Consider the following 23,284-nt stretch of genomic DNA (forward strand, 5'->3'; position numbering starts at 1 on the left):
CTCAGCGAATCCCAGCGCCGCAAGGCGCTCCCGGGGTGGCTGCACGAGTACAACCACCACCGGCCCCACAGCGCCATCGGCAGGCAGGCCCCGATCACCCGCTTGACCAACCTGTCCGGTCAGTACAGCTAGCCCGCCAGCAGCTTCTCGTCGTCGTCGGGGAACGCCCCGGCGTCGCGGATCTCCCGCGACCAGCGCAGACACCGCTCGACGGCGAGGTCGAGCCCGTGCTCCATGCCCTCGAGAACGGGGTCGAGCGCGGCCTCGGTGGCGTCCTCGACGTCGTCGCGCAGCGCGGCCCCGCGCTCGGTCAGGCGGATGCGGTCGCCGTCGCGGGTGATGAGCAGGCGGTCGAGCAGGTCGGCGGTGGCCGCCTCGATGTCCTCCTCGGACCACGAGCGGGTCCGGGTGTAGTCCCGCCCGGCCATGCCGACGCGCGCCTCGGTGAGCAGGTTCGACTCGAGCCCGCCGATCCCGTGCGACACGAGCGCCGCGACGTGGGCGTCGCCGCGGAACTCGCGCAGCAGGTTCGTGGCGTGCCAGAGCCGGGCCCAGGCGTCGCCCGGCCACTCCAGCGCCGCGTGGCCCGCGAAGAGCGGGTTGCCGAACAGCGGGGCGCGGTCGAGGCCGCCCCGCAGGACGGTGACGACCTCCTCGACGTCGCGCATCGGCTCGCCGAACACGCGGTGCAGGCACCGGGTCGCCCCGGCGAGCTTCGCGGCGAGCGCGTCCGGGACGCTCGCCGTCGCCAGGGCGGCCTCGTAGGACCCCGTGAGCATCTCCGGCTCGAAGGCGCCGAAGGTCGCGACGACGAGGCCCGCCGGCGGCAGGCCGAGCGTCCCGGCCCGGCCCAGGACGTACCCCTGCCACCGCGCCAGACCGATCGCCTCGTACTGCTCGCGGGCCTCCGGGCTGTGGACGTGGACCATCGCGATCGGCTCGATGGCATCCCGGAGGCGGCGGGCGGGCGACGTGGCAGCAGGCACGTGCCCCACCTACCCGACCCGCCCCGGTCTCACCCCGCCGCGCGCTTGTAGGGGTCGGGCGGGAACCAGCCGGCCTCGACGACGCGGTCGGCCCAGGAGCCGAGGGTGGCGACGAGGTCGTCCAGGTCGGAGCCCAACGCGTCGATCACCCGCTGCTCGGCGAGGTCGGTGGCCGCCTCGATCGCCTCGCGGGCGTCGCGTCCGGCCGGGGTGAGGGCGCCGTCGGCGACCAGGCCGCGGGCCTCCAGCCGCGCGAACGCGGCGTCCATCGCCTCGGGCGACCACCCGCGGGTGCCGGTGTACTCGTAGAGGTCGAAGCCGGCCCGGAGCTCGGTGAGGATGTTGGCCTCGAGGCCGTCGACGCCCGCCGCGACGCACGCGGCGAGGTGGGCGTCGCCGCGGTGCTCGCGGTAGAGCGACGCGACGTGCCACAGCGCGGTGTGGGCGTCGGTCGGCCAGGGCTGGTCGCGCAGGCTCGCGTAGAGCGGGCGCCCCGCGAGCTCGCCCGGACCGCCGGCGTCGAGCGCCTCGCGCAGCGTCCGGACGGCCCGGCCGATCTCGGCCTCGTCGACCCCCTCCAGGGCGGCCCGCACGCCCTCCCCGCCGGCGGCGACGCGCACGGCCAGCAGCTCCTCGACGGTGCAGGTGTCGCGCGCCTGCCGCCACAGGTCGGCCGCGAGGCCCGGCTCGAACACCGCGAACGTGGAGGCGACGACGCCGGGCGTCACGTCGCCGAGGGTGCAGCCGCGGCCGCCGACGTACCCGGTGAGGAAGTTCAGGCCGGCCTTCCGGAGGTGCTCGTGGGCGGGCGCGCTCCAGAGGTGGACCATCGCGAGCGGCTCGAGCACGTGGCGCAGGCGCAGCGCCGGGGTGTCGGCGGGAGGAGCGGTCGCGCCCTCGCGCGGCTGGAGGAAGACGTCACGGGCCTGGTCGAAGTCCACGCGGGGAGTGTGTCCCAGGCCACGTGCGCCGTCGACCGATGCCTACCCGGTCGGTGGGGTCGGCGGCTTCGGCGCGGCCGGGCCGTGGCTGTGCCCGTGGCCATGGCCGTGCCCGTGACCGTGTCCCGACGACGAGGACCCCGCGTCGGAGGCCGGCTTGAGGATCGGCTCGCCGGCCCGCAGCGGCACCTGCTCGTAGCGCCCCTCGTGCGCGATGACCGGGCGGGTGTCGCCGGCCAGCTCGGGGTGCTTCTCCTCGAGCCGCTGGCGTCGCTCCCACTGCTTGCGCATGGAGGCGATGTACTCGCGGTTGCCGTTGTAGACCCCGCGCCAGGTCTGCGGCATCTGTTCGCGGGACAGGCCCGGGTCGGCCTTCCCGTGCAGGGCGGGCCGGGACGGGACCTTGCGGGACTCGCCCCCGCACTCCGGGCACGCGGGGGCCGCCACGTCGCGGCCCATCAGCCGCTCGAAGCGGAGCCCGCAGTCGCAGCGGTAGTCGTAGATCGGCACCACGGGCCTCTTTCGACGAGGGCGGGGCGGGCGCCGGTCCGGCGCCCGCCCCGCGACGATCACCAGTTCGAGATGGACTTCGCGAAGATGTCCGCGATGTCGTCCTCGGTCGGCGTGCGCGGACACGTGGCGAGCAGGCGCTGCTGCTTCATCGTGCCCTCGACGAGGTCGGGGATGTCCGACTCGCCGAACCCGACCTCACCGATCCCGTTCGGGATGCCGATGTCGCGCATCAGCTCGGTGACCACGTGCGGGAGCTGCTCGGACGCCTTGTTCTGCGTCTCGGCGTTCGGCCCGAGCATCCGCGCCGCGGCCATGTGCCGGTCGGGGGCGGAGTCGAACGAGAACCGGAACGCCTCGGGCGCCGTCAGCGACACCGACATGCCGTGCGGCACCATCGCCTCGTCCGACGGGTAGCCGGCCGGGTGGAAGTCCCGGACCTGCCCGGCGATCGGGTAGGCGTTGGCGTGCGGGATGTGCACCCCGGAGTTGCCGAAGCCCATCCCGGCGAAGGTCGCCGCCATCATCATGTCCATGCGGGCGTCGACGTCGTCGGCGCCGCGGTGCACGGCGGTGCGGAACGACTTCGCCAGCAGGCTCATCGACTTCTCGCACCAGAGGTCCGAGACCGGGTTGGACCCGCAGTAGGTCACCCGCTCCTCGGGCTTCTTGCGGTCGAAGCTCGTGTACCAGCGGGCCGTGTAGCTCTCCAGCGCGTGGCAGACGATGTCCATGCCCGACGCCGCGGTGACCTCCGGGGGGAGCGTCATCGTCAGCAGCGGGTCGACGACCGCCAGGGTCGGCCGCAGCCGCCAGTGGCTGATCCCCGTCTTCACGCGCAGGGACAGGATGTCCAGCACACACATCGCGGTGGATTCGGACCCGGTCCCCGCCGTCGTCGGGACCGCGATGAGCGGCTTGAGCGCCCCCGGCGGGACCTGCGCGTTGCCCACCGGCTTGTTGACGTAGTCCATCAACTCGCCCGGGAAGGTGGTCAGCAGGTTGACCGCCTTCGCCGTGTCGATGGCCGAGCCGCCGCCCACGGCGACGAAGCCGTCCCACGGCCCCTGCTCGGTGGCGTAGCCGATGGCCTTGTTCATCGAGTCGTCGGTGGGCTCGACGTGGACGCCGTCGAAGATCTCGACGGTCATGTCGTAGCGGCGGATCTGGTCGGCGATCCGGTCCGGCAGCCCGGTCTGCTGCATGCCCGGGTCCGTGATCAGCAGGATCCGCTTCGCGCCGTACTGCGAGAGGTCGAAGCCGATCTCGTCGCAGGCCCCGGCGCCGAACTTGAGTGGCGGTGCGCCCCAGGTGAAGACCGACTCCTCGGCCGGGACGGGGGGGACGGTCACGTGTAGTGGCCTCCGTTCGAGACGGTCTTGAGCTCGTGGATCTGGTCGGCGTCGTGGCCGAAGACGACGGTCGCGTTCGTCTTCTCGGCGACGTCCCGGATCTTCTCCACCGAGGAGAACCACGACTCGAGGTTGTTGACGATGGCCGCGGGGACCGGCGGCGGGCCGTAGCTCGCGCCCATGTACACCGCGTCCGAGGTGAAGATCATCGTCCCGGTGTCGGGCAGGTCGACCTGCATCGACATGGTTCCCGGGGTGTGACCCGGGGTCTGCAGGAGCGTCACGCCCGGGAGGAACTCGGTGTCGCCCGAGACCGTCTCCCAGTTCAGGTTCTCGTAGTCGCTCTTGAGGTGCGCCCCCGTGAACGGCCCGTCGAAGCCGAACGCGAACTCCTTCTCCTTGTCCGAGCAGACGAGCTTCGCGGGCGAGTCCTTGAACAGGTTCGCGTTGCCGCAGTGGTCGAAGTGCAGGTGCGAGAGCACCACGTAGTCGATCTGGTCGGTGCCGATGCCGAGTTGCTCGAGCCGCTTGTCGAGGTACTCGTCGTCGGAGACCTTGTCGTAGGGGAAGAAGTCGTTGAGGCCGGTCGGCCCCCAGCGCTCCTCCCAGTCGGCGGGACAGCTGGTGTCCCACAGCAGGGTCCCGTCGGGGGTCTCGACGAGGACGCAGTGCGTCGGCACGTCGACCCACTCGGCGGGCGACTCCTTCTGCTGGCGGGGCTTGATCGACCGTCCCGGCTGCAGGAGCAGCCACGTCAGGTCGGCGGTCATCGCGCCGCAATCGAGAACACTGACCTTGATCTCACCACTGGCCACTGCAGACCTCCGCGTCTACGAACTCCGACCGTCCCCCCGGGGTGATCACCCTGCCTGTGACCCCGACCACCGTCAATCGGAGTGATCGCCGCATGCGCATCTGCGCAGGACGGCGAACTGAGCCGCGAGCGAGGCGGGCGTGTAGTGCGCGTTCAGCCCGCTCGGGTTCGGCAGCACCCACAGCCGCGTCGCCCCGAGGGTGCGGTCCTGCTTCCCGACGACGGCCGTCGGCTCCCCGAAGGCGGTGCGGTACGCGACCACCCCGACGACGGCGAGCCACGCCGGCGCGAGCTTCGCGGCCAGGGCCCGCAGTCGCTCCCCGCCGGCGCGCAGCTCGTCGTCGGTGAGCTCGTCGGCGCGGGCCGTGGCGCGGGGCGCGACGTTGGTGATCCCGAGGCCGAGCGCGGGGAGCAGGTCCTGCTCGGCCGGGGCGAACACGCGCGGGGTGAAGCCGGAGGCGTGCAGGGCCGGCCAGAACCGGTTGCCGGGGCGCGCGAAGTGGTGGCCGGTGTACGCGGAGACCAGGCCCGGGTTGATCCCGGAGAACAGCACCCGCAGCGGTGGGTCGTCCGGCCCGGGCAGCACGTCGGCCAGCAGCCGGTCCCGCGCCGCCTCGAGCTCGGCCCGGATCGGTCCCCGTCGTCGTGCGGTCGCCACGGGCGGCCACCCCTCTCGGTGAACGAACGGCACTCTCGCGCACATGGAAGCGGCGAGAGTGCCGTTCGTGCAGGGCGGGGTGCCGCCGACCGGCCCAACCACGCGTCCCCACCGGCACCCCGGGCCCCGGTTGTCCCCAGGCGGGCGACGCGGCCGGAGCCGTCCCGCCGTCGGGGACGTCACCCGGGCATGAGCGATGGATTCACCGTGGACCCGGACGCCCTGCGCGACGCGGTCGAGGAGATCGAGTGGGCCGTGGACGCCGCCGCCGCGGCGGCGGAGGCGATGAGCGCGGCGGTCCGCGAGCTGGCCCGCCTCGTCCCGGGCACCCGTACGGCCGCGCAGGCCCTCGCGCTGGCCCGGGAGTGGACGGCCGACGCGGCCACGTGGAACGCCGCCGCCCGGGCGCTGGAGGACCTGGTGGAGGACACGGCGACCGACGTCGGGCTGGCCGACGGAGAGCTGGCGCACCTGTTCGACGGCACGCCGTGAGCGTCCTCGTCCCGGTGGCCGCCGCCCTGGGCACGGCCGTCGACGGGTGGGAGCGCGCGGTGTTCGCGCCCCGCCTCCCGACGACCTGGCAGGGCGAGGCCGCGGACGCCGCGCGCGTGCAGCTCGGCCACCTCGTCGACCGGGGCGGGGGCCTGCTCGACCGCGCCCGGCGGCTCACGGCGGTGCTCGCCGACGTGGCGGCCCGGGAGCCGTTCGACGACGCCCGGCTCGCCGACGCCCTCGCCCGGGCCGGGCGCGGCGAGCCCGTGGCGGTCGGCCCGGCCGCCGACGGGCCGGCGCCGGCGGTCGTCGCGCACTGGTGGGCCGGCCTGTCGGAGCAGGAACGGGAGTCGCTGGTCGTCGGGCGCCCGGAGCTGGTCGGCGGCCTCGACGGACTCCCCGCGAGCGCCCGGGACCGCGCGAACCGTGCGCGCCTCGCCACGACCCGGGATGCGACCGAGGCGGAACTGGCCGAGCTCACCCGCGCCCGGGAGGCGGTACGCGGGGCCGGCGAGCTGCAGGACGTGGAGACCCGGCTGGCGGCCGTGCGGGCCCGGCTCGGCCGGATCCTGGCCGTCGACGCGGCGGCGGCCGACCGGACGCTCCTCGCCCTGGACCCGACCTCGGGACGGGCGGCGATCGGGATCGGCGACGTCGACGGCGCGCGGCACGTCGGCGTGTTCGTCCCCGGCTTCACGGCCCGCGCGGAGGACCTGCCCGCCCGCACGGCCGAGCTGGCGGCGCTGACGGGGCCGGGCGTGGCCGCCGTCGCCTGGTACGACTACGCGGCGCCGCAGTGGCCGGAGGTGCTCGACCCGTCCCGGTCGGTGCTCGGCGCGCGGGCGGCGACCGCCGCGTCCACGCGGCTGACCTCGTTCCTCGACGGCGTGGGCGCCCGCGGCGCGCACGTCACGGCGATCGGGCACTCGTACGGGTCGCTGGTCGTCGCCCAGGCCGCGGCGACGTCGCACACGGTGGACGACGTGGTGCTGCTGGGCTCGCCCGGCGTCACGCCGCTGCCGCGGCAGCCGACGTGGGTGGGCGAGGCCCGGTTCGACCCGGTGGCCGACACGGGGTGGTTCGGTCCCGACCCGAACGGTCTGCCCGGCATCCACCCGATCGCGACGACGGGCGCGGTCGGCCACGGCGAGTACCTGCGCGCCGGGGAGACGAGCGCGCGGAACGTGGCGGCCGTGATCGCCGGGCGGGCGCAGGACGTCACGGCCGACCGGACGATCGGGGTGGGCGACCGCCTGCGCGGCCTGCTGCCCCGGTGAGACCGGGGCAGCAGGAACGCGGGCCTAGTTCCCGGCGGGCTTGGTGCTGCCGGCCGAGCCGTTCGAGCTGGGCGTGATGGCGTCCGTCGGGCCCTTCGGCGGGACGATGCCCCCCGGCTGGTCCGGGTCGGGCACGGCACCGGCGGCCGCCGCCGGGGTGTTCGTCGAGCCCGCGGCCGGGCTCGGGGCCGGCTTCGGGCGCGGCGCGGGCGGCGGCGGGGGCGGCAGCTCCGGCGCCTTGCGGGTCGCGACCACCGCGATCCCGGCCGCGAGCACGCCGAGGACGATCCACAGGCCCCAACGACGACGCTTCTTGTCCTGCTCCGGCTCGAGGCGCTGCGAGAGGTCGCGACGGGCCGTGGTGAGGCCGTCCTCGAGCTGGCCGCGGACGGTCTCGCCGAGGTCGCGCAGCTCGCCGACCGAGGTCGGGACCGGCGAGGCCTCGAGCGCCTTGCGGGCGTCCTTGACCGAGGTCGGCACCGACGACGACTCGAGCGCCTTGCGGGCGTCCTTCGCGTAGGACGTGGCCTGCTTGCGGGCGTCCTTGGCGTAGGAGCGCGCCTGCTTCCGGGCGTCCTTCGCGGCCTTGTTGGCGCGCTTGCGCGTCTCGGCCTTGGCCTCCTGCGCCCGCTTGCGGGCCTCGGCCTGTGCCTCCTCGGCGCGCGAACGGGCCTCGGCGCGGGCGTCGAGCACCCGCTGGCGCGCCTGGTCGGCGGCGGCACGCACGTCCTTGCGGACCTCGGCGCGCTTCTTCGCGCCCTGCTTGCGGGCCTTCTCGCGCTCCTTGCGGGCCTGGGCAGCGGCCTTCTCGGCGTGCTTGGCCGCCTTCTTACGGGCGCGGCGTCCTTCCTTGCGCAGATCGTCCAGGTCCTCCCTGGCTCCGATCACGGTCTTGCTGCTCAACGGCGACACCTCACTGTTCGTGGGCGGCTGATCCTGCCGCCATTCCCCTGTCTGCAAGTGCCCGACCCGCCGGTGCGTCACACCCGCTGCTCCGTCGGTGGCACGATGACGTCCGTGACGAATGCCGAGAACGGGCCGACCGCGACGCTGCACACCTCGAACGGCGACATCACCGTCAACCTCTTCCCCGACAAGGCACCGAAGACGGTGTCCAACTTCGTGGGACTCGCGACCGGTGAGGGCCAGTACAGCGAGCCGAACGCGAAGGGCTCGTCCAGCGGGCCGTTCTACGACGGCACGATCTTCCACCGGGTCATCGCCGGGTTCATGCTGCAGACCGGGGATCCCACCGGAACGGGTCGTGGTGGGCCGGGCTACAAGTTCGCCGACGAGTTCCACCCCGACCTGCGCTTCGACCGCCCGTACCTGCTCGCGATGGCGAACGCCGGGCCCGGCACGAACGGCTCGCAGTTCTTCATCACGGTGGCCCCGACGACGTGGCTCAACCGCAAGCACACCATCTTCGGCGAGGTGGCCGACCAGGCCAGCCGGGACGTCGTCGACTCGATCGCCGCCACGCCCACCGGTCCCGGCGACCGCCCCACCGCCGATATCGTGATCGAGAGCGTCGAGGTCGCGAAGTAACCGGACACCCACCACCGGACGGGGACACTGGGGGCATGAGCAGCAGTCCCCCGGGCGCGGACACGCAGGTCTGCGTCCGCCACCCCGACCGCCCCACCGGGTTGCGGTGCACGCGCTGCGACCGCCCGGCGTGCCCGCAGTGCCTGCGGGACGCGTCGGTGGGGATGCAGTGCGTCGACTGCGTCACCGAGGGCGCGCGCACGCAGCGGCGGGGTCGGGACCTGCGGCGGCCGACCGCCGTCGTCGTCCCGACCCTCATCGCGCTGAACGTCGCCGTCTTCGCGTGGACCGCGCTCGACGCGGGCAGCGTGCAGGACAACACCGACGGCGCCGTGTTCGCGGGCGGCGCCCTCGTCCCGCTGCAGGTCGCCGGCGGCGAGTGGTGGCGGTTGGTGACGTCGGGCTTCCTGCACATCGGCCCGATCCACCTGCTGTTCAACATGGTCGCCCTGTGGTTCATCGGGCGGGACATCGAACTGGTGCTCGGCCGGTTGCGCTTCACGGCGCTCTACGGGGCGTCGTTGCTCGGCGGATCGGCCGCGGTGATGGTGTTCGGCTCGCCGGTGAGCGCGACGGCGGGCGCCTCCGGGGCGATTTTCGGCCTGATGGGGGCCCTCGTGGTCCTGCTCCGCCGGATGCGGCTGCCCGCCACCTCCGCGCTGGTGATCATCGGCCTGAACGTCGTCTTCTCGCTGACGTTCCCCGGGATCTCGCTGCTCGGGCACCTGGGCGGGCTGGTCGTCGGCACCGGGGTGGCGGCCGCGATGACCTACGGCCCGGGCCGCTCACGCCCGGTCGTCGGCCTGTGGATCGTCGCGGGGGTCGTCGTCGCCCTCGTCGTCGCGGTCGCGCTGCGCGACGCGTCCTTCGGCAGCGTCGTCTGCGGCGCCACCACCTGCCGCATCGGCGGCTGACCCCGTCCCGCCGCGCCCGGCCCGGGCGCGGTGGGCCTGCAACGCCTCGGCGACGTCCACCGGGTCGGTGCCGAGCTCGAGGCGCCCCAGCACGAGCAGCCGCTCGGCCCCGTCGTCGTCCCGGGCGTCGATCTCGAGATAGGCCGCCGGCATCCCGAGCCGACGCATGCGGACCACCCGGACCGCGTCGACCCGTGTCCAGGGCCACGTGCGCGCCCCGAGCAGGCCGCGCACCGTGAGCGAGTCGTCGGTCGCCGCGAGCCGGGGGCGGGCCCGCAGCCCGAACACCGCGGCCACCCCGACCGCGACCGCCGCGACGCCGAGCAGCAGTCGGCCGGGTCCGTCCAGCGAGCCGAGGACGACCACGACGAGCAGCGCGACCGCGCCGACCGATCCGAGGACCACCGCGGCGAGAGGTGCGGCCCACTCGGCATCAGGGTTGTCCACAGGCTCCGTCCACAGTGGGGACGAACGACATCGATGTAGTTCGGCGGCTCAGCGCCACTTCATCGTCATGAGCAGCGAGATGACGACCAGACCGAAGCCGATGAGGAAGTTGTAGCCGCCGAGCTCTGCCATGAAGCGGATGTCCTCGCCGGCGAGATAGTTCACGACGAGCCAGGCGAGCCCGACGATGCCGATCGCCAGCATGATCACGACGTAGGCCGGGTGCGACGGCCCGGCGGTCTTCGTGGCCGCGGCCTGCGGCGGCGGGGTGTAGGTCGGCTTCTTGCGGACCTTGGACTTCGGCACGGGAGGCTCCTGAGGACGAGTGTGGACTCCACGGTAGCGAAGCCGCACGTAGGGTTGGGCCCGTGCGGGTCCTCGTCGTCGACAACTACGACAGCTTCGTCTACAACCTGGTGCAGTACCTGGCCCAGCTCGGGGCCGAGCCGGTGGTGCGGCGCAACGACGCCCCCGACGTGCTCGACCTCGCGGCCGACGCCGACGGCGTGCTCGTCAGTCCCGGTCCCGGCACGCCCGACGACGCCGGGCAGAGCCTGGACGTCATCGCCCGCTGCGCGGCCGACCGCACGCCGCTGCTCGGCGTGTGCCTCGGGCACCAGGCGCTGGGCCAGGCGTTCGGCGGGATCGTCGAGCGGGCCCCGGAGCTGCGCCACGGCAAGACCTCGGCGGTGCACCACGACGGGGCGGGCGTGCTCGCCGGGCTGCCCGACCCGTTCACCGCCACGCGGTACCACTCGCTCACGGTGCGGCCGGACTCCCTGCCCGACGAGCTCGAGGCCACCGGCTGGACCGCCGACGGCGTGCTCATGGCGATGCGTCACCGCGAGCTGCCGCTGCAGGGCGTGCAGTTCCACCCGGAATCGGTCCTCACCGAGGACGGCCACCGGATGCTCGCCACGTGGATGGCCGGCTGCGGCCACCCCGTGGCCGAGGGCCTGGTGGACGAGCTGGTCCGCGACGTGCGCGCCCTCGCGATGGCCGCGGCCCCGCCCGCGCGGAGCTGAGCCGGCACCCGTCGTCGGGAAGGGCCTTCCCGACGACGGGGCGGTGTCAGTTGCTGCCGGGGAAGAGGCCGTTCCCGCCGAAGACGCCGCCACCGTTGTTCCCGCCGCCGCCCCCGCCGTTGTAGCGGCCGACGGTCACCTGGATCTCGTCGCCACGGCCGACCTGGCTCCCGGCGGACTGGGTCTGGCTGAGCACCTTGTTGTCCTGGTTCGGGTCGTCGACGTTCTGGCTGGTCGCCCGGATGTTGCCGGTGAACCCGGCGGAGGCCAGCGTCTGCTTCGCCTCGTCGAGCGTCTCGCCGGTGATGTCGGGCATCGACAGGCGGTCGCCGCCGGTGACGGTGAGGGTGACGGTGGAGCCGACCGCGACCGTGGAGCCGGCCGCCGGGCTCGTGGAGGCGACCGTGGCGTTCCCCGACGAGTCGCCGGAGACCGTGACCTCGAGTCCCACGCCCTCGAGCGTGGTGCGGGCGGTGCTGACCGGCTGGCCGGTCACGTCCGGGACCTTGATGGTCTGGCGCTGCTGACCCACCGTCAGCTGGATCGCGGTGCCCGGCGCGAGCAGCGTGCCGGCCGCCGGGTCCTGGGCCAGGACCTTGCCGACCTGGGACGAGTCGTCGACGGGCCGCTGCTGGGGCACGGGTGTGAGCGTGAGGCCCGCGGCCTGCACGATCTGCTGCGCCTGGTCGGCGGTCTTGCCGGTGAGGTCGGGCGTCTGCACCCGGTCCGGCCCGCGGCCCACCCGCATCGCGATGACGGTCTGCGGGGCCACCTCGGCGCCCGCCACGGGATCGGTGCCGAGGACGGTGCCCACCTGCGTGGCCGTCGAGGCCACCGGGACGAGGTTGGGCTTGAGTCCCGCACCGGTCAGCGTCCGCAGCGCGACGTCCTGGGGCTGGTTGGTGACGTCGGGGACGGCCACCTGGTTGTTGCCCGGCGAGAAGAGGAAGAACAACCCGGCGAGCACCGCCACCACCGCCACGATCGCGCCGATGACGCCGAGACGGCGCCGGCCGCGACGACGACGTTCCTCCTCCTGGTCGGCCTGCCAGGCGGCGAAGTCGCCGGCCTCGGTGGCCGGCCCGGTGGCGTAGGCGGCCGCGCCCACGGTGCGCGTGGGGCCGGTCATGAGCGTGTTGCGCTCGTCGGCCGTCATCACCAGCGGGGCCTCGACCTGCTCGCCCTGGAGCACGCGCACCAGGTCGTCGCGCATCTCGCCCGCCGTCTGGTAGCGGTTGAACGGGTTCTTCGCGAGCGCCTTCAACGTGATCGCGTCGAGGGCGGGCGGGACCGCGGGGTTGAGCTCGGACGGTGCCTTCGGGTCCTCCCGCACGTGCTGGTAGGCCACCGCGACCGGGGAGTCGCCGGTGAACGGCGGCTGCCCGGTGAGCAGCTCGAAGAGCACGCAGCCGGTGGAGTACACGTCCGAGCGGGCGTCGACCGCCTCGCCCCGGGCCTGCTCCGGCGACAGGTACTGGGCGGTGCCGATGACCGCGGCCGTCTGCGTCAGCCCCTGCTGCGCGTCGGACAGCGCCCGCGCGATCCCGAAGTCCATGACCTTCACGGCCCCGGAGGGCGTGATCATGACGTTCGCGGGCTTCACGTCTCGGTGGATGATGCCGTGCCGGTGGGAGAAGTCGAGGGCGGAGCAGATGTCCGCGGTGACCTCGCAGACCCGGTACGGGTCCATCGGCCCGCCGGTCTTGACGATGTCGCGCAGCGTCCGGCCCGGCACGTACTCCATGACGATGTAGGGCAGCGGGACGTCGTCGGCCCAGGTCTCGCCGGTGTCGTACACCGCCACGATGGCCGGGTGGTTCAGGGCGGCGGCGTTCTGGCCCTCGCGCTGGAACCGGATCTGGAACTGCGGGTCGCGGGCCAGGTCCGACCGCAGCACCTTGATGGCCACGTCCCGACCCAGGCGCACGTCCCGGCCGCCGTGGACCTCGGACATCCCGCCGTAGCCGAGCGCGGGTCCGAGCTCGTAGCGGTCGGACAGGAGGCGAGGCGCGGTCATCCGAACTCCTGACAGGTCACGGTGACGGTGTCACCGCGCTGGACCTCACCGGTGGGGGACACGTAGAGCACCCGGCAGGCCGACGGATCGCTCGGCTGCCCGCCGAGGACGGTGCGCACGGTCGGGGAGAGGCCGTCCTCGCGCAGCGCGGCCGCGGCCACGGAGGCGGACCGTCCGACGTAGTCGATGTTGCTCACGCTGACCGTGTCGCCGGCGGCGGTGGTCGTCGTGGTCGACCGGCTGCGCGTGGTCGTGGTGGTGGTCGGCGCGGCCGTCGTCGTGGTGGTGGTCGGGGTCGCGACCGGCGGGGGCGCGCTCGTCTCGGTGTTCGAGACCAGCACGTACGCGAGGATCCCCAGGACGGCGAGGACCGCGACGACGGCGGCGACGGTGCCCCAGGGACCACGCCGGGCGGGCTCGGAGCGGTGCCCGTCGTCCCAGCGGTCGCGGCGCGGCGGGGGCGGCTGCTGCGGGCCGTCGTAGGTCGACGCCGGGGCCACGCGGGTGGCCGGGTTGACCGCCTCCGTCGCCGCGGTGGCCGCGCCGGGCCGCGGGACGGGCTCACCCCGGCGCACCGCGGCCACGGCGCGGGCGAACTCCCCGCCGTTGGCGTACCGGCCGCGCGGGTCCTTCGTGAGGGTCAGCTCGATGAGCTGGCGCACCACCGGCGGCACGTCCGGCGGGAGCGGCGGGAGCGGGTCGCGGATGTGCATCATCGCGACCGTCACGGCGTTCTCGGAGAGGTACGGCCGGCGCCCCGCGAGGCACTCGTAGCCGACGACGCCGAGCGAGTAGACGTCCGAGGCGGGGCCGGCGTCGCCGCCGCCCGCCTGCTCCGGGGCGATGTAGTGGGCGGTGCCCATCACCATGCCCGAGCGGGTCACGGGGGCCGCGTCGATGGCCTTCGCGATGCCGAAGTCGGTGATCTTGACCTGGTTCGACGGCGTCACGAGGATGTTGCCGGGCTTGACGTCGCGGTGGACCAGGCCGCGCTCGTGCGCGGCGTCGAGCGCGTAGCCGGACTGCTCGAGGATGTCGAGGGTGTAGTCGACGCCGAGCCGGCCGTGCACCGAGAGGATCTGCGCCAGCGGCTCGCCGCGGACGAGCTCCATCACGAGGTAGGCCACCGGGACCTGGATGGTGCCGTTCGCGGTGCTCCAGTCGGTGGTGGTCTCGCCGTAGTCGTGGACCGCGGTGACGCCCGGGTTGTTCAGCGAGGCGGCCGTGCGGGCCTCGGTGCGGAAGCGGTGCAGGAACTCGGGATCCCCGGACAGCTCGGCTTTGAGGATCTTGACGGCGACCGTGCGGTCGAGGCGGGTGTCCTGGGCCTCCCAGACCTCGCCCATCCCGCCGATCGCGATGCGCCGGCCGATCCGGTAGCGGTCGGCGAGGAGCGTGCCCGTGGTCGGAGCCATGGTGCTACCTCCCTCCCTGCAGGGCCGCGGCGACGACCGCGCGGCCGACCGGTCCGGCCACCGAGGAACCGGTCGCGTCGTCGCCCCGGTTGCCGCCCTTCTCGACGATCACCGAGACGGCCACCTGGGGGTCGGGTACCGGTCCGAAGACGTCGTACCAGGTGTGCGGCGGGCTGGTCTTCGGGGTCGGGCCCTGCTCGGCCGTCCCCGTCTTGGACGCCAGCTGGATGCCCGGGATTTTGCCGCTGCTGGTGCTCCCCGTGCCCCCGTTCTCCGAGCCGATCATCAGCTGCGTGAGCGTCGACGCGGTGGAGGAGGAGAACGCCCGGGAGCCCCGGTCCGGTGAGGTGGTGTCGACCACCGAGAGGTCGGAGCCCTGGATCTCGCTCACGAGGTGGGGGGCCACCGGGACCCCGCCGTTGGCGATGGTCGCGGTGATCATCGCGTTCACGAGCGGCGTCATGCGCACGTCGCGCTGGCCGATCCCGGACTGCGCGAGCGCAGAGGCGTCGGAGAGGTCGCCCACGTCGGACTCCACCACCGGCATCGGGATGGTCTGGTTCGGGTTCTCCATGCCGAGCGCGGTCGCCATGGACTTGAGCCGGTCCCCGCCGAGCTGGTCGGCCAGCTGCGCGAACGGCCCGTTGCAGGACTTCGCGAAGGCCACCGACAGCGGCACGGTGGCGCCCGAGCCGCACGCCTCGCCGTTGTAGTTCTCGAGGGTCGTCGTGCCGTCGGGCAGCGTGATGCGCGGGGCGGCGGTCACGGGGGTGTCCGGGGTGACGAGGCCGGCGTCGAGGGCGGCGGCGGTGCTCACGAGCTTGAACGTCGACCCGGGCGGATAGAGCTGGCTGATCGCGCGGTTGAGCAGCGGGGAGTCCGAGCTGTTCGGGTCCAGCGCGTTCCACGCCGCGGTCTGGGTGGACCCGTCGTGGCTCGCCAGCGGGTTGGGGTCGTACGACGGGGTGGAGACCAGCGCCAGGATCTCCCCGGTCTGCGGCCGGATGGCGACGACGCTGCCGGAGTAGCCGCGCGAGGCCATGGCGTTGTACGCGGCCTGCTGGACCTTGGGGTCGATCGTGAGGGCGACGTTGCCGCCCGCCGGGGTCCGGCCGGTGACGACGTCGGAGATGCGGCGCACGAAGAGCTGGTCGGCGGAGCCGTTGAGGACGGCGTCCTCGGCCCGCTCGATGCCGGCGGTCCCGTAGACCAGCGAGTAGTAGCCGGTGACGGGCGCGTACATCGGCCCGTTCGAGTACTGCCGCAGGTACTTGAAGCGGTCGTCGGTGGGGACGCTGGAGGCGAGCACCTCGCCACCCGCGGAGATCTGCCCGCGCTGGCGGTTGTACTCGTCGAGCAGGACGCGCTGGTTGTACGGGTTGGCCTTGTACTCGTCGGCCTTGACCACCTGGACCCACGTGGCCTGACCCAGCAGCAGCACGATCAGGCCCATGACCACGAGGGACACGCGACGTAGCGGGGTGTTCACTCTCCGCGCGTCCTTCCTCGTGGTGGGGTCGGGAGACCGTGGCCGTGCGGAGGCGTCGCCACCTCGCTGCGCGAGACCATCTCGGTGTGGGCCTCGGCCAGGGGCGTGCGGGGCGGGGTCGGTGCGACGCCGGGTTCGGACCGCCCCTTCTCCGTGGCGGGCCGCCGGGCGGCGTCCGAGACCCGGAGCACCAGGGCCACGAGCACGTAGTTCGCGACCAGCGACGAGCCGCCGTAGGACATGAAGGGCGCGGCCTGACCGGTGTTCGGGATGAGGTCGATGACGCCGCCGGCGACGACGAACACCTGGATCGCCACGGTGAAGCCGAGCCCGGCGGCGAGCAGCTTGCCGAAGGTGTCCCGCACCGCCAGGGCGGTCCGCAGCGCCCGGGTCGAGATGAGGCAGTAGAGCAGGAGCAGCGCCATCAGCCCGATGAGGCCGAGCTCCTCGCCCATCGAGGTGAAGATGAAGTCCGTGCTCGAGAGCGGGACCAGGTTCGGTCGCCCCGCGCCGAGCCCGGTGCCGAGCATGCCGCCGGTGGCCAGCCCGAACAGGCCCTGGCTGACCTGGTAGGTGCCGTTGGCCGGATCGGAGAACGGGTTGAGCCAGGCGTCGACACGGACCCCGACGCGGTCGACGAACGTCCACGCGGCGAAGGCACCCGCGCCGAAGATGACCAGACCGATGAGGACCCACGAGGCCCGTTCGGTCGCGACGTAGATCATCGCCAGGACGATCCCGAAGAACATCAGCGACGTGCCGAGGTCGGACTCGAAGACGAGCACCCCCATCGCCACCACCCAGGCGATGAGGAGCGGGGCGAGGTCCCGGGGCCGCGGGAAGGTCATGCCCAGGACGTGCTTGCCCGCCGTCGTGAACAGGTCGCGCTTGGCGACGAGGAAGGACGCGAAGAAGATCGTGAGCAGGATCTTCGCGAACTCGCCGGGCTGGATGCCGACGCCGCCGACGCGGATCCAGATCTTCGCGCCGTTGACCTCGGACAGCGCGGAGGGCAGGACGGCCGGCAGGCCGAGCAGGACGAGACCGGCGAACCCCGCCGTGTAGCCGTAGCGGGCGAGGGTCCGGTGGTCGCGCACCCGCCAGAGGACCACGACGAACAGCACGAGCCCGAGGGCCAGCCACGCGATCTGGCGCAGGGCGTTCTCGTCGGGCGCAGGCTTGCCCTGGGCGAGGGCGGTCGCGGCGGACGCGAGGTCGATCCGGTGGATCATCACGAGGCCGAGCCCGTTGAGCAGGGCCGCGCACGGCAGGATCACCGGGTCGGCGTAGGGCGCGAAGCGCCGCACCGCGATGTGCGCGGCGGCGAACAGCGCGAGGTAGGCCAGGCCCAGGTACAGCAGCTGCAGCGTCAGCTCCTGGCTCTGGTTGGCCTCGACGAGCACGAGCGCGCCGGTGGTGATCACGGCCGCGAAGGCGAGCAGGAGCAGCTCGATGCCACGACGGGTGGAGACGGCGGCGGCGACGACCGGGCGGAGCGCGGTCCGGTCGGCGGGCATCTCGGCGGGGGCGACGCCGGGCCCGCCGGTCCGACCGGCTCGGGACGCGGCCTGGGCAGGGCGCGTCACTACTGCACCGCGCGGCAGTCGCGTCCCGGGACCTGCGGGGACCGGGACGGGGCGGCCGCGGTGACCGGCGCACCGGGCGCCGCGGTCTGGCCGGGCTGGGTCGGGACGGCGGTCTGGCCGGGCTGCGTCGGCACGATCGGGCTCGGCGGCTGGCACTCCGGCAGCAGCTCGTCGGTCCGCAGGCGCTCCACGGTGCGGTGCGCGGCGTCGAGGTCGGAGGTGGGCAGCGAGTCGCCCGTCACCGAGGTGCGGCCGACCTGCGTGAGGTCGGAGACCTTGAGGCCCGTCTGCTCCGAGACGTCCTGCAGCTGCACGCCCAGCAGGTCGCCCCGGACCCCCTGGTAGATCACGACCTGGTCGCCGGACGTACCGACGTAGTACTGCTGGGCGATCCACAGGCGCGTCACGAGCAGGCCCAGCCCCGCGAGCACGAGCACGCCGACGACGGCGAGCACCACCGCGAGGCGGCCGCGGCGGGGCCGGGAGCGACCGGAACCGTGGCCCCCGCGCCCGGCCTCGCTGCGGGAGGCGAGCGGGTCGGGGCGCGACGCGGGCTCGGCGCGGGTGAGCGTGGCGGCCGAGGCGCGTGCGGCGGCCGAGTCGGCCGGCGGCGGGTCGGCCCGGCCGTCCCCGGCGGCACCGCCGTAGATCGGCTCGTGCTCGCCGTAGTCGACGTCGACGACGTCCGCGACGATGCACGTCACGTTGTCCGGCCCGCCGCCCTTGAGCGCGAGCTCGATGAGCCGGTCGGCGCAGCTCTGGGGGTCGGAGATGGTGAGCGCCTCCGCGATCGTCTCGGCGCTGACCACGCCGGACAGACCGTCGGAGCAGAGCAGGTAGCGGTCGCCCGCGCGCGCCTCGCGCACCGTCAGCGACGGCTCGACGTCGTGCCCGGTGAGTGCGCGCAGCAGCAGGGACCGCTGCGGGTGGCTCGCGGCCTCGTCCTCGGTGATCCGGCCCTCGTCGATGAGCGACTGCACGAAGGTGTCGTCGCGGGTGATCTGGGTGAGGACGCCGTCGCGGAACAGGTAGGCCCGCGAGTCACCGACGTGGACCATCCCGAGGCGGCTGCCGGCGAAGAGGACCGCCGTGAGCGTGGTGCCCATGCCGTCGAGGTCCGGCTCCTCGTTCACGAGCTCGGTGATCGCGTCGTTGCCCTGGGCGGTCGCCTCGGCGAGCTCACCGAGCAGGTCGTCGCCCGGCTCGTCGTCGTCGAGCGGCACCAGCGCGGCGATGACCAGCTTCGAGGCCACCTCGCCGGCGGCGTGGCCGCCCATGCCGTCCGCGAGCGCGAGGAGACGCGGGCCCGCGTAGACCGAGTCCTGGTTGTTCTGCCGGACCAGGCCCCGGTCGCTGCGGGCGGAGTAGCGCAGCACCAGGGTCACGGGACGATCCTGCACTCAGGGGCACGGAGCGTCCGCACCCGGGTGGGCAGGGGGCTGGTCGGCACAGCGGCGTCGCTGATCATGTCCTGAGCTCGATCACGGTCTTGCCGATGCGGATCGGCGTGCCCGGGGGCACCTTGGTCGGGCCGGCGACCTTGTTGCGGTCGAGGTAGGTCCCGTTGGTGGACCCGAGGTCCTCGACGTACCAGTCGTCACCGGACTGCGAGATACGGGCGTGACGGGTCGACGCGTAGTCGTCGTCGAGCACCAGCGTCGAGTCGTCGGCGCGGCCGAGCATGATCGGCCGCCCGTCGAGGGCGATGCGGGTGCCGGCGAGCGCACCCGCCGTCACGATGAGTGCCTTCGGTCCCGAGGAACGGCTCCCGCCACGGCCCGGTTTCGTCGCCCCTGCCTTGGCGGGGCGTCGACCTGGCACCGCGGCCCGTAGCCCCGACGCGGCGTACAGGTCGGATCGCACGACCCGCAGCGCGGCGAAGACGAACAGCCAGAGCAGCGCGAGGAACGCCGCCCGGGTGAGCTGGAGGACGAGTTCGGGCACGAGCGACGCGTCAGCCCTGGGCGCGGAACAGCAGCGCCGAGTGCCCGACCCGGATGGTGTCGCCGTCGGCGAGCTGCCAGGTCTGCACCGGGGTGCCGTTGACCGTGGTCCCGTTCGTGGACCCGAGGTCGGACAGGGTGGCCTGCTGGCCGTCCCAGCTGATCTCGAGGTGGCGGCGGGAGACGCCGGTGTCGGCGAGGCGGAACTGCGCGTCCTGACCGCGACCGATCACGTTCGCACCCTGCACGAGCTGGTAGCTGCGGTTCGAGCCGTCGTCCAGCGTCAGCGTCGCGGTCATCTGACGGGTCTGGACGCCGCCGTAGCCCTGCTGGCCGTACTGGTCGTAGCCGCCCTGCTGCTGGCCGTAGGGGTCGTACCCCTGCTGGCCGTAGCCCTGCTGCTGGCCGTAGGGGTCCTGGGCGTAGCCCTGCGGCTGGCCGTACCCCTGCTGCTGGCCGTAGGGGTCGTAGCCCTGGGGCTGGCCGTAGCCCTGCTGCTGGCCGTAGGGGTCGTAGCCCTGGGGCTGACCGTAGCCCTGCTGCTGGCCGTAGGGGTCGTACCCCTGCTGCTGGCCGTACTGGTCGTAGCCCTGCTGCGGGTAGCCCTGCTGCTGGCCGTACGGGTCCTGCCCGTAGCCCTGCTGCGGGTAGCCCTGCTGCTGGCCGTACGGGTCCTGGCCGTAGCCCTGCTGGGGGTAGCCCTGCTGCGGGTAGCCCTGCTGCTGCTGGCCGTACGGGTCCTGCCCGTAGCCCTGCTGCTGCTGCTGCGGGTGACCCTGCTGGCCGTAGCCGCGCTGGTCCTGCTCGTCCGGATACCGGCCGGGTGCCTGGCTCATGGGGTGCTCTCCTGCGGATCGGGGGCTCGCGGTCCGCTGCCGCGACGCGTCGGGGTCAACGGACGACTTGGTGCGGAACTGTCCCGTGTGCAGCGCGTCGGAACGCTCCAGAGAGACTACGACCTCACCGTATGTCTCCCACCCGCCCTCTGTGAGGTGCTCTTCCACGCAGTCGATCAGCGAGTGGGTGATGGTCTCTTCGTCCCCTGCCAACCGGTCGTGGTCGGCAGGGCTGAGCGCCACCGTGTAGTGATTGGGCGCCAGCTGGCGCCCACCGGCCAAGACTCGCACGTTGTCCTCCGCCTCCCGGCGGAGGGCCTGTGCGATCTCCTGGGGAACGACCTTGCCGCCGAAGACCCGCGCGAAGGTGTCACCCACCAGACCCTCGAGCTTGCGCTCGAAGCGCTGTGCGCGCCCCACCCGCGATCCCTCCTCCGACTCGCTCGTCCGACCGTTGCGTCCCGACGGAGTGTCGCCACACCGCACGGGACCTCTCGATGGTATCGGTCGCGCAACGGCCTCCGTTGACCTCCTTCGGGGTGGCCTTCGGAGCGGGTGCTAGGGTTCCTCCCGTCGATCACCGATCGGCACCACTCGGGGCGAGTGGCGGAATGGCAGACGCGCACGGTTCAGGTCCGTGTATCCGAAAGGATGTGGGGGTTCAACTCCCCCCTCGCCCACACTCTTCTTCCTTCCTCGACCGCACAGCGGTCGCGCTTCGGCTGCCGAGGCGCTCTCGCGGCCGCGATCGGCGTGTCCTCCGATCTCCGTCGGGACCTCTTCCCGACGTCAGGTGCCTCCCGGATCGCTGGCAGGCTGCGGCCATGCCGCTCGCACACAAGGTCTGCGATCTCACCGGTCCCGGCATCACCGACCGCTTCGGCGTCGGCGGCACCGACCTCGGTGCCACCGTCCGCGCGCCGGACGGTCGTCTGGTCTCGGTGTTCGGTGACACGTTCGAGGTCGCCGGGGTCGGCGGCCCGGGCTGGCGCTCGCCCGTGGTGCTCTTCGCGGACCCGGCGACGGTGGACACCGGCCTGGTGTGGACCGGCTGTGCGGGCGAGGACGGCTACGCCCAGCAGGTCGTCGGCTACCGGCACCGGGGCCTGCGGCGGATGGGGACCTCGATGCTCTCGCTGCGCCGGATCTCCACGGTGCTGCCGACCGACGTGATCACGCTGGGGGACGACGTCTGGCTGCACGTGATGGCGTGCCGCGAGCTCGGCCACCCCCGCGCGACGGAGCTGCACCGTTCCCGCGACTCCGGCGACACGTGGGAGCCGGCCGAGGTCCGCTGGCCGGGCGACCACCACGGCGGGCTGTTCCAGATGCTGACCTGGGAGACCGACGGCACCTGGGTGTACGCCTTCACCACCGGCTTCCAGCGCGCCCACGGCCTGCTGCTGCACCGCGTGCCGGTGGACCGCCTCGACGACCCGACCGCCTGGGAGGGGTGGGGGTGGGACGGCGCGACCTGGGACTGGGGCCGCCCGCCGACCGAGGTACTGCCCGGCGCCCACGGCGAGCTGTCGCTGCGGCGCGTGCCGGACGCGACCGGGCGCGAGTGGTGGTTGCTCGTCGTGTTCGACGCCGGGAACTACCGCATCGACGCCCTGCTGCTCGACCACCCGACGGCGAACCTGCACACCGCCCCGCGCACGACCGTCGTCGCCGGCGCCGGCTGGGGCGACGAGGACCACGCGGGCGGGCGGGTCGCCCAGCTCTACGGCGGCTACACGGTGCCGGGGTCGACGCTCGACGACCTCCACCTCGTCGTCAGCCAGTGGAACACCGGCACCAACTGGCCGTACAGGTCGATGCAGTTCCGGGTGGACGTGTCGGAGCTGGTCCCCACCTCGTGAGCGAACGGCACTTCCGCAGCTTCCATGCGCGCGAGAGTGCCGTTCGCTCAGGAGAGGAGTGCGGCCGATCGGCCTAGCGGCCGGTGCCGCTCCAGTCGGCGCCGGCTCCTTCGATCACGGGGGAGCGTCCGAGCAGGGGCCGCCACCAGGCCTCGTTGGCGCGGTACCAGGCGACGGTGTCGGCGATCCCGTCGGTCCACTCCACGGCGGGCTGCCACCCGAGCTCGGTGCGCAGCTTCGTGGAGTCGAGCAGGTAGCGCCGGTCGTGGCTGGGGCGGTCCGGGACGATCGTCTTGAGTTCCGGACCGAGCCCGAGGGCGCCGAGCACGGTGTCGGCGATGCCCTCGATGTCGACCTCGGTGCCCGACCCGACGTTGTAGGTCTCCCCGACCCGCCCGTGGTGGATGACCCGGTCGATCGCGGTCGCGTGGTCGGAGACGTGCAGCCACTCCCGACGGTTCTTGGTCGAGGCGTAGAGCGGCAGCGGCTCGCCGGCCAGGGCGCGGGTGGTGAACAGCGGGATGACCTTCTCCGGGAACTGGAAGGGCCCGTAGTTGTTCGAGCAGTTGGTGATGGTGACCGGCACGTCGTAGGTCAGCCCGTAGGCGCGCACCACGTGGTCCCCGCCGGCCTTCGCCGCGTTGTAGGGGGTCCGCGGCAGGTACGGGGAGTCCTCGGTGAACGCCTCGTCGGCGTCGAGGGACAGGTCGCCGTAGACCTCGCAGGTCGAGATGTGGTGGAACCGCGAGACCCCGACCCGGCGGACGGCCTCGAGCAGGCCCTGGGTGCCGGTGACGTTGGTGGCGAAGAAGTCGCCGGGGCGCAGGATCGCCAGCGAGTTGTGCGACTCGGCGGCGAAGTTCACCACCACGTCCACGGAGTACGCGCGCAGCAGGTGCGCGACCAGGTCGGTGTTGCCGATCGAGCCGTGGACGAACTCGACGCCGTCGAGGAGCTCGCCGTCCGGACCGTTCAGCGACTCCCGCACCCCGGCGTAGGTCAGGGCGTCGAGGGCGACGATCCGGTCGCCCGGGTGCACGGCACGCCAGTAGCGGACGAAGTTCGACCCGATGAAACCGGCTGCACCGGTGACGAGGACGGTGGACACTCGGAACTCCCAGGGCTGGGCGTGCATTCGGGCGCGTCCGAACCTAACCGACCGCGCGCGAGGC

23 protein-coding genes, 1 tRNA gene and 1 pseudogene are annotated in these 23,284 nt (G+C 73.3%); 8 read left to right on the top strand and 17 right to left on the bottom strand.

The genetic code is table 11. The features are described from left to right. On the top strand, positions 1–132 hold a 132-nt coding region (locus QSK00_RS28725; protein WP_285596808.1), incomplete at its 5' end, for an integrase core domain-containing protein. Here the strand turns inward: QSK00_RS28725 and QSK00_RS28730 are convergent. From QSK00_RS28730 to mug, 6 genes are all read right to left on the bottom strand, one after another. Beyond that, the gene (locus tag QSK00_RS28730) at positions 129–986 is read right to left on the bottom strand and encodes an SCO6745 family protein (protein ID WP_285596619.1); all 858 of its coding nucleotides are present in this window, start codon (positions 984–986) and stop codon (positions 129–131) included. The two genes, QSK00_RS28725 and QSK00_RS28730, sit on opposite strands and share 4 nt — an antisense overlap. A 29-nt stretch (positions 987–1,015) precedes the next feature. Continuing rightward, positions 1,016–1,927, bottom strand: coding sequence for an SCO6745 family protein (locus QSK00_RS28735; RefSeq protein WP_285596621.1), 912 nt, complete (start codon positions 1,925–1,927; stop codon positions 1,016–1,018). A gap of 42 nt (positions 1,928–1,969) precedes the next feature. After that, positions 1,970–2,437 carry an FmdB family zinc ribbon protein gene (locus QSK00_RS28740; RefSeq protein ID WP_285596623.1) on the bottom strand — a complete coding sequence of 156 codons (468 nt, stop codon included), beginning with the start codon at positions 2,435–2,437 and terminating at the stop codon, positions 1,970–1,972. A 59-nt stretch (positions 2,438–2,496) separates the two neighbouring features. Continuing rightward, positions 2,497–3,789, bottom strand: a complete 1,293-nt coding sequence (locus QSK00_RS28745; RefSeq protein ID WP_285596625.1) for a hydroxyacid-oxoacid transhydrogenase — start codon at positions 3,787–3,789, stop codon at positions 2,497–2,499. Next, positions 3,786–4,559: an N-acyl homoserine lactonase family protein gene (locus tag QSK00_RS28750; protein WP_179795831.1), complete on the bottom strand. Its 774-nt coding sequence runs from the start codon at positions 4,557–4,559 to the stop codon at positions 3,786–3,788. The genes QSK00_RS28745 and QSK00_RS28750 overlap by 4 nt, the downstream gene beginning before the upstream one ends. 117 nt (positions 4,560–4,676) lie before the next feature. Then, a complete protein-coding gene (mug, locus tag QSK00_RS28755) occupies positions 4,677–5,261 on the bottom strand; it encodes a G/U mismatch-specific DNA glycosylase (RefSeq protein WP_285596629.1) in 585 nt (194 codons plus the stop codon). A gap of 189 nt (positions 5,262–5,450) precedes the next feature. Between mug and QSK00_RS28760 the strand changes: the two genes are divergently transcribed. Both QSK00_RS28760 and QSK00_RS28765 read left to right on the top strand, forming a co-directional pair. Next, a complete protein-coding gene (locus QSK00_RS28760; protein ID WP_285596631.1) occupies positions 5,451–5,753 on the top strand; it encodes a type VII secretion target in 303 nt (100 codons plus the stop codon). Beyond that, entirely contained in the window at positions 5,750–7,030 is a 1,281-nt protein-coding gene (locus QSK00_RS28765; RefSeq protein WP_285596633.1) for an alpha/beta hydrolase, read from the top strand. Before QSK00_RS28760 ends, QSK00_RS28765 begins: the two co-directional genes overlap by 4 nt. A gap of 24 nt (positions 7,031–7,054) precedes the next feature. On the opposite strand, the gene QSK00_RS28770 is transcribed toward QSK00_RS28765, so the two are convergent. Further along, positions 7,055–7,933 carry a hypothetical protein gene (locus QSK00_RS28770; protein WP_285596635.1) on the bottom strand — a complete coding sequence of 293 codons (879 nt, stop codon included), beginning with the start codon at positions 7,931–7,933 and terminating at the stop codon, positions 7,055–7,057. 114 nt (positions 7,934–8,047) lie between these two features. On the opposite strand from QSK00_RS28770, the gene QSK00_RS28775 reads away from it, so the two are divergent. Both QSK00_RS28775 and QSK00_RS28780 read left to right on the top strand, forming a co-directional pair. Continuing rightward, the gene (locus tag QSK00_RS28775) at positions 8,048–8,578 is read left to right on the top strand and encodes a peptidylprolyl isomerase (protein ID WP_285596637.1); all 531 of its coding nucleotides are present in this window, start codon (positions 8,048–8,050) and stop codon (positions 8,576–8,578) included. Positions 8,579–8,613: 35 nt separating this feature from the next. Further along, a complete protein-coding gene (locus QSK00_RS28780) occupies positions 8,614–9,492 on the top strand; it encodes a rhomboid family intramembrane serine protease (protein ID WP_285596640.1) in 879 nt (292 codons plus the stop codon). 36 nt (positions 9,493–9,528) lie between these two features. On the opposite strand, the pseudogene QSK00_RS30470 reads toward QSK00_RS28780, so the two are convergent. Continuing rightward, positions 9,529–9,939: pseudogene (locus QSK00_RS30470) on the bottom strand (PH domain-containing protein); the annotation flags it as partial. Positions 9,940–9,987: 48 nt separating this feature from the next. Next, positions 9,988–10,245, bottom strand: coding sequence for a cell division protein CrgA (crgA, locus tag QSK00_RS28790; RefSeq protein WP_285596642.1), 258 nt, complete (start codon positions 10,243–10,245; stop codon positions 9,988–9,990). Between the two features lie 62 nt (positions 10,246–10,307). On the opposite strand from crgA, the gene QSK00_RS28795 reads away from it, so the two are divergent. Then, positions 10,308–10,964 carry an aminodeoxychorismate/anthranilate synthase component II gene (locus tag QSK00_RS28795; RefSeq protein ID WP_285596644.1) on the top strand — a complete coding sequence of 219 codons (657 nt, stop codon included), beginning with the start codon at positions 10,308–10,310 and terminating at the stop codon, positions 10,962–10,964. Between the two features lie 46 nt (positions 10,965–11,010). Here QSK00_RS28795 and pknB read toward each other — a convergent pair whose 3' ends face one another. The 7 genes from pknB to QSK00_RS28830 all read right to left on the bottom strand — a co-directional run bounded on the left by pknB (position 11,011) and on the right by QSK00_RS28830 (position 20,670). After that, positions 11,011–12,981: a Stk1 family PASTA domain-containing Ser/Thr kinase gene (gene pknB / locus QSK00_RS28800; protein ID WP_285596646.1), complete on the bottom strand. Its 1,971-nt coding sequence runs from the start codon at positions 12,979–12,981 to the stop codon at positions 11,011–11,013. Further along, positions 12,978–14,396 carry a serine/threonine-protein kinase gene (locus QSK00_RS28805; RefSeq protein WP_285596648.1) on the bottom strand — a complete coding sequence of 473 codons (1,419 nt, stop codon included), beginning with the start codon at positions 14,394–14,396 and terminating at the stop codon, positions 12,978–12,980. Before QSK00_RS28805 ends, pknB begins: the two co-directional genes overlap by 4 nt. 4 nt (positions 14,397–14,400) lie before the next feature. Beyond that, positions 14,401–15,885, bottom strand: coding sequence for a peptidoglycan D,D-transpeptidase FtsI family protein (locus QSK00_RS28810; protein ID WP_285596650.1), 1,485 nt, complete (start codon positions 15,883–15,885; stop codon positions 14,401–14,403). Further along, entirely contained in the window at positions 15,882–17,402 is a 1,521-nt protein-coding gene (locus tag QSK00_RS28815; RefSeq protein ID WP_285596810.1) for an FtsW/RodA/SpoVE family cell cycle protein, read from the bottom strand. The genes QSK00_RS28810 and QSK00_RS28815 overlap by 4 nt, the downstream gene beginning before the upstream one ends. 68 nt (positions 17,403–17,470) lie before the next feature. Beyond that, entirely contained in the window at positions 17,471–18,856 is a 1,386-nt protein-coding gene (locus tag QSK00_RS28820) for a PP2C family protein-serine/threonine phosphatase (protein WP_285596652.1), read from the bottom strand. 79 nt (positions 18,857–18,935) lie between these two features. Further along, a complete protein-coding gene (locus tag QSK00_RS28825; protein ID WP_285596654.1) occupies positions 18,936–19,415 on the bottom strand; it encodes an FHA domain-containing protein FhaB/FipA in 480 nt (159 codons plus the stop codon). A 10-nt stretch (positions 19,416–19,425) separates the two neighbouring features. Next, complete coding sequence (locus QSK00_RS28830; protein WP_285596656.1) at positions 19,426–20,670, bottom strand: FHA domain-containing protein; 1,245 nt, start codon at positions 20,668–20,670, stop codon at positions 19,426–19,428. Positions 20,671–20,847: 177 nt separating this feature from the next. Between QSK00_RS28830 and QSK00_RS28835 the strand changes: the two genes are divergently transcribed. Together QSK00_RS28835 and QSK00_RS28840 are read left to right on the top strand one after the other, a co-directional pair. Then, positions 20,848–20,930, top strand: a tRNA-Leu gene (locus QSK00_RS28835). 144 nt (positions 20,931–21,074) lie between these two features. Then, positions 21,075–22,112: a glycoside hydrolase family 183 protein gene (locus tag QSK00_RS28840; RefSeq protein WP_285596658.1), complete on the top strand. Its 1,038-nt coding sequence runs from the start codon at positions 21,075–21,077 to the stop codon at positions 22,110–22,112. A gap of 73 nt (positions 22,113–22,185) precedes the next feature. Here the strand turns inward: QSK00_RS28840 and rfbB are convergent, their stop codons facing one another. Next, positions 22,186–23,220, bottom strand: a complete 1,035-nt coding sequence (gene rfbB / locus QSK00_RS28845; RefSeq protein ID WP_285596660.1) for a dTDP-glucose 4,6-dehydratase — start codon at positions 23,218–23,220, stop codon at positions 22,186–22,188. Positions 23,221–23,284: the final 64 nt, after the last annotated feature.

Origin of the sequence: Actinomycetospora sp. NBRC 106378, from assembly GCF_030269685.1 — a bacterium.
Taxonomy (GTDB): domain Bacteria; phylum Actinomycetota; class Actinomycetes; order Mycobacteriales; family Pseudonocardiaceae; genus Actinomycetospora.

Coding starts and splice junctions, on each gene's coding strand:
- QSK00_RS28750 (WP_179795831.1), bottom strand. CDS start 4,559: ATGACCGCCGACCTGACGTGGCTGCTCCTGCAGCCGGGACGGTCGATC.
- QSK00_RS28760 (WP_285596631.1), top strand. CDS start 5,451: ATGAGCGATGGATTCACCGTGGACCCGGACGCCCTGCGCGACGCGGTC.
- QSK00_RS28780 (WP_285596640.1), top strand. CDS start 8,614: ATGAGCAGCAGTCCCCCGGGCGCGGACACGCAGGTCTGCGTCCGCCAC.
- pknB (WP_285596646.1), bottom strand. CDS start 12,981: ATGACCGCGCCTCGCCTCCTGTCCGACCGCTACGAGCTCGGACCCGCG.
- QSK00_RS28805 (WP_285596648.1), bottom strand. CDS start 14,396: ATGGCTCCGACCACGGGCACGCTCCTCGCCGACCGCTACCGGATCGGC.
- QSK00_RS28815 (WP_285596810.1), bottom strand. CDS start 17,402: ATGCCCGCCGACCGGACCGCGCTCCGCCCGGTCGTCGCCGCCGCCGTC.
- QSK00_RS28840 (WP_285596658.1), top strand. CDS start 21,075: ATGCCGCTCGCACACAAGGTCTGCGATCTCACCGGTCCCGGCATCACC.